The sequence below is a fragment of the Acinetobacter sp. CFCC 10889 genome, assembly GCF_003268395.1.
In the GTDB taxonomy this organism is placed as follows: domain Bacteria; phylum Pseudomonadota; class Gammaproteobacteria; order Pseudomonadales; family Moraxellaceae; genus Acinetobacter.
This window is the reverse complement of the sequence record NZ_LQXQ01000099.1, coordinates 1-6,216: the sequence shown is the minus strand read 5'-3', so window position 1 is coordinate 6,216 and position 6,216 is coordinate 1. Positions and strand designations below refer to the sequence as shown.

The window sequence follows — 6,216 nt, the reverse complement described above, 5'->3', positions numbered from 1 at the left end:
GCGTGTCGGTAAAAAAGCACACTTTTTTGCCACACTGATGGTCGCCATCGGTACATGTATTTCAATGTTCTGGATTTTGTCTTCAAACAGTTGGATGCAGACACCACAAGGCTTCACGATTGAAAATGGGGTTGTTGTACCTCAAGATTGGTTTGCTATTGTTTTTAACCCATCCTTTATCTATCGCTTATTCCATATGGCACTTGCAGCCTTTTTAGTGGCTGCTCTTCTTGTTGCTGCTACTGCTGCGTGGCACTTGCTCAAAGGCCGTAGAGATGCATTAGTCAAAACATCATTTTCAATGGCGCTTTGGTTAATCCTTATTTTAGCCCCCCTCCAAGTTTTTATTGGTGATGCCCATGGTTTAAATACCCTAAAACATCAACCAGCTAAACTTGCTGCTATGGAAGGCCATTGGGAAACGAACCATGATCATGGGATGCCCTTATATTTATTTGGTATTCCTAATATGCAAGAAGAACGCACGAAATATGCGATTGCAATTCCACATTTAGGAAGCCTAATTTTGACCCATTCCATGAATGGGGCTGTGAAAGGATTAAAAGACTTTGCGCCTGAAGATCGTCCAAATTCAACAATCGTATTTTGGAGTTTCCGTATTATGGTTGGGCTTGGCATGCTTATGCTCTTCCTTGCAGTCACTGCCCTATGGCTCAGAAAAAAAGGCAGCCTCTATGAGAGTAAGTGGTTTCATCGCTTCGCAATCCTTATGGGCCCTTCAGGCTTCATAGCGTTACTCGCTGGTTGGTTCACTACAGAAGTAGGACGTCAGCCATGGATTATCTATGGCGTTATGAGGACAAAAGATGCCCTTTCTCCTGTTTCGGCGGAACAGGTTGGATTAACTCTGATTATTTTTGTGATCGTGTATTTCATTGTCTTTGGTGTTGGCATTTATTACATGCTCAAACTCATGCATAAAGGACCTGAGTTTTTACATAACGCACCTGAAGAAATTGGAGGCGTTGGCCATTTCAAAACACCAATGCGACCTCTGAGTGCCATTGATGAAAAAATTGATGATCAGGATCAAGGAGCATCTTTATGATTGATTTATCTTTAATCTGGATTGTCATTATTGCAGTTGGTGTTTTTATTTACGTGCTACTTGATGGCTTTGATTTAGGTATTGGGATTTTATTCCCCTTTATTAAAAATCAGCAAGAGCGTGATGTGATGATGAACACCGTTGCTCCCGTTTGGGATGGTAATGAAACATGGATGGTTCTAGGTGGCGCTGGTCTTTTTGCGGCTTTCCCTATAGTCTATTCAGCGGTTCTGTCAGCCTTATATTTACCTATCATATTGATGGTAATAGCTTTGATTTTTAGAGGCGTAGCTTTTGAGTTTCGTTTCAAAGCCAATCGAACAAAGTACATTTGGGATAATGCATTCATTTGGGGCTCTATTGTTGCCAGTTTCTTACAAGGGGTGATCTTAGGAGCTTATATTCAGGGTATTGATATTGTTGATAATCGCTACGCTGGTGGTGGCTTTGATTGGTTAACACCTTTTTCATTATTTACAGGTTTGGGTGTTGTAGTCGTTTATGCAGCATTGGGATGTGGTTGGCTCATCATGAAGACTGATGACCTACTACAAAAGCATATGTATAAATTAATGCCCAAGCTTTTGATTGGCTTATTGGTTATTTTCATTGCTGTCAGCATCTATACGCCTATCGCACATCCACAAATTGCTGAGCGCTGGTTTAATCCCACTCAATTGATTTATTTCAGCCCAGTCCCTTTGCTTGTTCTAGTTTGTACCTTTTTAGCGGTGCGCTCATGTATTAAGCAAAATGAAGCGATGCCTTTTATCTATACATTAGGATTAGTTTTTTTAGCATATTCAGGCTTCTTGATCAGTATTTTTCCTTACATTATCCCGCCCTCAATTACCATTTGGGATGCTGCCGCACCTGCCAATAGCCAGCTATTCGCACTGATTGGCGCACTGATCTTAATTCCAATCATACTTGTCTATACCGCCCTATCATACTGGGTATTTAGAGATAAAGTTCGTGTTGGAGATGAGGGATATCATTAAAGGAATTCCTAATGAAATTATCTAAATTTCAATGGTTCATCTTGTTATGGCTAGTCGGTTTCTTAAGTTTATTGGTCATTGCTATGAGCTTTAGATTCTTACTTCAACTTGCTTATTAGGTACTTGGAAAGAAGAGGATATTATGCATCTACTTCAACAGCACCATGTGAATTTTAATCATGATTTCCCATATATCGTTAATTTAACATTAGCTCAGGAAATCATTAGGGCACGTAAAAAAATGAACATCTCTCAACAACAGCTAGCCTCAAAACTTGGCATATCTCCAAAAACACTAGAAAGTTGGGAACGCGGAGTTCGCCATCCTTCAAGTGCAGCACAAGCCTTGCTCAAATTATTTCTAAAATCTCCTCAGTTTGTATTGGACAATCTTTCCTAAAAAGCCTGAGCCATATTTTGAGTAATTTATAAATCGTTAAGAACTGGTACGAACCTGCAAAAAGGTAACCGTATCAGTTTGGAGAAATTTTCATGTTTATTGTGATCACATCTCAGAATCGGCATCATATTACTCCCCATGCGGGAAAATGTCGGAAATTTTGGAAATATGAATTAAAAGATGGAGAAGTGACTGATAAACAACTTATTGAAGTTGAAAAGGAGCAATCCTTTTCGCAGTCTGGTGAAGTACTCGAAAAACTGTTGCCTATGGATATATTCGTAACTACGGGAATGGGCGATCAATTACGAGAAAAACTCAGAAATATTGGTGTCCATGTCATGGTAACAGCAGAAATTGAACCAGAACAATTTATCGGTAATTTAATTTCAGCCAAATAAAATTCTGGATGGAAGCTGTAATTTATCATGAACAAAATAAGAAAAGCCTGCAGATGCAGGGTTTTCTTATTTCATTTATTATTGTGAAGTATAAGAACCATCAACAGTATATTGACTGCCGGTCACAAATGAAGCTTCATCAGATAATAAAAAAGCCACTACTTGAGCAACTTCTTCTGGTTTACCCAATCGGCCAAATGGATGAAGTTTCACTAATTCTGATTCCTCAAATTCTCCAATTAATGGGGTTTGAATATAACCAGGGTGGACTGAATTAATGCGTATACCTTGATCAGCGTACTCCAATGATGCAGTCTTTGTCAGACCAGTCACACCATGTTTCGCCGCAACATATCCTGAAATGTTCTTTGTCCCGACTAAACCTAAGATTGATGCGGTATTAACAATCGCTCCACCACCTGACTTAAGTATTGCTGGAATCTGATAATGCAGCCCATAGAAAACAGCATTCAAATTAATATCGATGACTCTACGCCAAGCCTCTATACTCAACTCAGCAATCGGATTGACTTCACCTAAAATACCTGCATTATTAAATGCTAAATGCAGAGCCCCAAAGCTTTCCACGGCAAAGTCAACAGCTTGCTTCATTTCTTCTGGATGAGATGTATCTGTTTTATTCGCAACAGCATGGCCGCTAGCAGCTATAATTTCAGCTGAAACTTTCTCAGCCGCATCAAGATTAATATCTGAAACAACAACTTTTGCCCCTTGTTGAGCAAGAAGCAGCGCTGTACTTCGCCCAATACCCGAACCTGCACCTGTAACTAAAGCCACTTTATTATTAAAACGTGTTGACATCATAAACCTCTCTTTTTTATAAAATGAGCATGTGAGCCATACTCGTGCTTGAAACGTTTTAGACCCTATTTCTGCACTTGAATTGCAAATTGAACTACATGACATTTTCCGTTATGTAACTTGCCTTCATGACGTTCTTGTTCTCCCACATAAAAATGATAAAGATGATCATTTTTAAATACTGAAAGAAACGATATTGGATCGTACAAATAGTTAATATCTTTCGGACCACCGGTTTGATAATCAATCTGCTCTTTAGAATAAAGCTCTCCAATAAACCAGCCATTGTTTGTCAATGCTTGACGTATCCCAGTGAGAACATTGAATTGAGTATTTTCATCAAAATGCCCATACACACACATCACATTTTGATAACACTCTCTTGGCCATTCGACATCATTGAGATCAATATTTCTAAGTGTGAATTCAAAACCAGCTTGCTGGGCTTTTGTAGATAAGTGTTGCATAGCAACTTTTGAGTAATCCCATATTTCTGCTGAAAATGAATCATTTTGCTGTTTCGCTTTATTAGCCAAATAAAGGATATTCCTCCCCTCACCCTCTGCTATAGCAAGAGTTTTTCCCACAATTGGAATCTGATCTGCTATCTGTTGAATAAAATGATTGGGCGAAATGCCATACAGATCCTGTGTTTGCGAATAAAGATTATCCCAATGCTGATTCATATCTTTTCCCAATGATTGAAAAAATTAAGCTGTGAATTCTTTAAATGCTTCCAATGCATTAGCGGCATACATCAATGAAGGACCGCCCCCCATATAAACTGCAACACCAAGCACTTCCTCTAATTCTTGCAATGTCATTCCCATTTTGACTAGGGTTCTAACATGAAAACCGATACATCCATCACATCGTGCTGCAACACCAATCGCTAAGGCAATCAGTTCTTTTGTTTTAGGATCAATAACACCATCTCGCATTGCAACTTGTGACAATTGATTAAAACTTTTCATTAAATCAGGAGAATCCTGCGCTAATGTCTTTAAACTGCCTGAAATATTTTGAGTTAATTCTTTGTACTTCATGATTTTCTCACTTGAATGTCCATAAACTTAAGTTAGACTTAAAATAGAAATCTAGTTATTTCTCTACTGGATAACCCTGCTCTAGCCATGCTTGGAATCCACCCTGAACAGATTTCACCTGAGTAAATCCCATATTCTGTAAAGTATCTGTAGCCAGAGCTGATCGGCCACCCGTCCCACAAATCAAATAAATCGGCTGATCTTTAAGATGTTCTAGTGCTTGCAAGGTATCGCAATGATGGCTCGCCACAGGATGCTGGTGAATTCTCATTTCTAAAACACCACGAGGATAATTCACGGCTCGGTCTATCGCTGCCGCCTGAAATTCATCTGGTTCCCGAACATCAATCAGAATGGTTTTATGGTTTTTCATGGCTTCAAGTAAGTCTGCGACCGTCACTTCTTGAATTCGGTTTTTTGCCATTGAAATTAATTGTTCTGCTGTTTTCATTACTCTTTACCTCTTCCGATCTTTAGAAATCTGGTCTCTGATTAAATATTCATGTCTTTAAAATGCAGTTTTTAAATTTGGCTCTAATCTCTTGCTTGTATTAAGTTATGATGACTGTAGAAATTAAATAAAATGCTACGCTTATAACAGTTATGGCAAAAACCTTTTGGATTTGACTATTCTTAACTAAAGGCATCAAACTTCGACCAATCAACATCCCAGCCATGCAAGCTAAAACGAAAGTCAGCGTGACCGAAACGGGGTATTGAAAACCATCTAAAATATGAGCTGAAATGCTGACACCACCTATCAGGAAAATAATCATCAATGAGGTCGCAACAATACTTCGCATATCAAGATCAGTTACTTTACTCAGTGCTGGAACAATCACGAATCCCCCACCTACCCCAAGCAAACCGGTCAATAAACCTGCCACGACACCAATGGCACCGAGAGACAATGCAGTTTTCATGTTCCAAATCAGACGACCAGTTGTTTGGTTAACTTTACACAGCACACCTGTATGGTCATTCACTTTTTTAAAAAAAATCCGGTAAGCAACCACGAACATGACTAAACTGAATGCTAAGGTAAGCCATACAGGAGAAATTATTCCTCCCAGATGCACACCATAACGTGCTGAAGGAATGCTAATCAGTGCAATCCAAAGCGCAGCCCGATAGCGTACTATCTTCTTAAATAAGCCTTCAAATGTTCCAACCAAGGCAGATAAAGTGACTGCAAGCAAGCCAACAGGTGCAGCTTGTGCGACCGTCCATCCTTGACTTGCCATCAGTGCGGGTACGGCCAGAATGCCACCACCAGCACCGGTTAACCCAAGCAAACCACCGATGGCCAGTCCTTCAAGTATTAGCATCCACATCGCTACTGCCCCCCTCTATTACCAAACCAATTAAACAAAACTTATTGTTTAATCTTAAAATTTGCATATTTGAAGTAATTAAGCGGAAGCTTTAAATAAGGAACACCATTCTCTTCTGGTTCAGGGAATTGTCCTGCTTTCAT

9 protein-coding genes are annotated in these 6,216 nt (G+C 39.4%); 4 read left to right on the top strand and 5 right to left on the bottom strand.

The genetic code is table 11. From position 1 onward, the window contains the following. The 4 genes from AVJ19_RS20080 to AVJ19_RS20065 form a co-directional block, all read left to right on the top strand. Positions 1 to 1,069: cytochrome ubiquinol oxidase subunit I (locus AVJ19_RS20080; protein ID WP_111861315.1), on the top strand; the 1,069-nt coding region annotated here is incomplete at its 5' end. Then, on the top strand, positions 1,066 to 2,070 hold the full coding sequence (gene cydB / locus AVJ19_RS20075) for a cytochrome d ubiquinol oxidase subunit II (RefSeq protein ID WP_111861314.1): 1,005 nt from the start codon (positions 1,066 to 1,068) through the stop codon (positions 2,068 to 2,070). The genes AVJ19_RS20080 and cydB, both read left to right, overlap by 4 nt. 142 nt (positions 2,071 to 2,212) lie before the next feature. Further along, positions 2,213 to 2,470, top strand: a complete 258-nt coding sequence (locus AVJ19_RS20070; protein WP_111861313.1) for a helix-turn-helix domain-containing protein — start codon at positions 2,213 to 2,215, stop codon at positions 2,468 to 2,470. Positions 2,471 to 2,562: 92 nt separating this feature from the next. After that, on the top strand, positions 2,563 to 2,871 hold the full coding sequence (locus AVJ19_RS20065) for a NifB/NifX family molybdenum-iron cluster-binding protein (RefSeq protein ID WP_111861312.1): 309 nt from the start codon (positions 2,563 to 2,565) through the stop codon (positions 2,869 to 2,871). Between the two features lie 78 nt (positions 2,872 to 2,949). On the opposite strand, the gene AVJ19_RS20060 is transcribed toward AVJ19_RS20065, so the two are convergent. The 5 genes from AVJ19_RS20060 to AVJ19_RS20040 form a co-directional block, all read right to left on the bottom strand. After that, positions 2,950 to 3,696, bottom strand: a complete 747-nt coding sequence (locus AVJ19_RS20060) for an SDR family NAD(P)-dependent oxidoreductase (RefSeq protein WP_228203416.1) — start codon at positions 3,694 to 3,696, stop codon at positions 2,950 to 2,952. Positions 3,697 to 3,758: 62 nt separating this feature from the next. Next, positions 3,759 to 4,379 carry a methyltransferase domain-containing protein gene (locus AVJ19_RS20055; protein ID WP_111861310.1) on the bottom strand — a complete coding sequence of 207 codons (621 nt, stop codon included), beginning with the start codon at positions 4,377 to 4,379 and terminating at the stop codon, positions 3,759 to 3,761. 24 nt (positions 4,380 to 4,403) lie between these two features. Continuing rightward, entirely contained in the window at positions 4,404 to 4,739 is a 336-nt protein-coding gene (locus AVJ19_RS20050; RefSeq protein WP_004988488.1) for a carboxymuconolactone decarboxylase family protein, read from the bottom strand. A 55-nt stretch (positions 4,740 to 4,794) separates the two neighbouring features. Further along, positions 4,795 to 5,190 (bottom strand): rhodanese-like domain-containing protein, encoded by a 396-nt coding sequence (locus AVJ19_RS20045; RefSeq protein ID WP_004859470.1) that lies wholly within the window; start codon positions 5,188 to 5,190, stop codon positions 4,795 to 4,797. 100 nt (positions 5,191 to 5,290) lie between these two features. Beyond that, positions 5,291 to 6,073: a sulfite exporter TauE/SafE family protein gene (locus tag AVJ19_RS20040; protein ID WP_111861309.1), complete on the bottom strand. Its 783-nt coding sequence runs from the start codon at positions 6,071 to 6,073 to the stop codon at positions 5,291 to 5,293. Between the last annotated feature and the right edge of the window lie 143 nt (positions 6,074 to 6,216).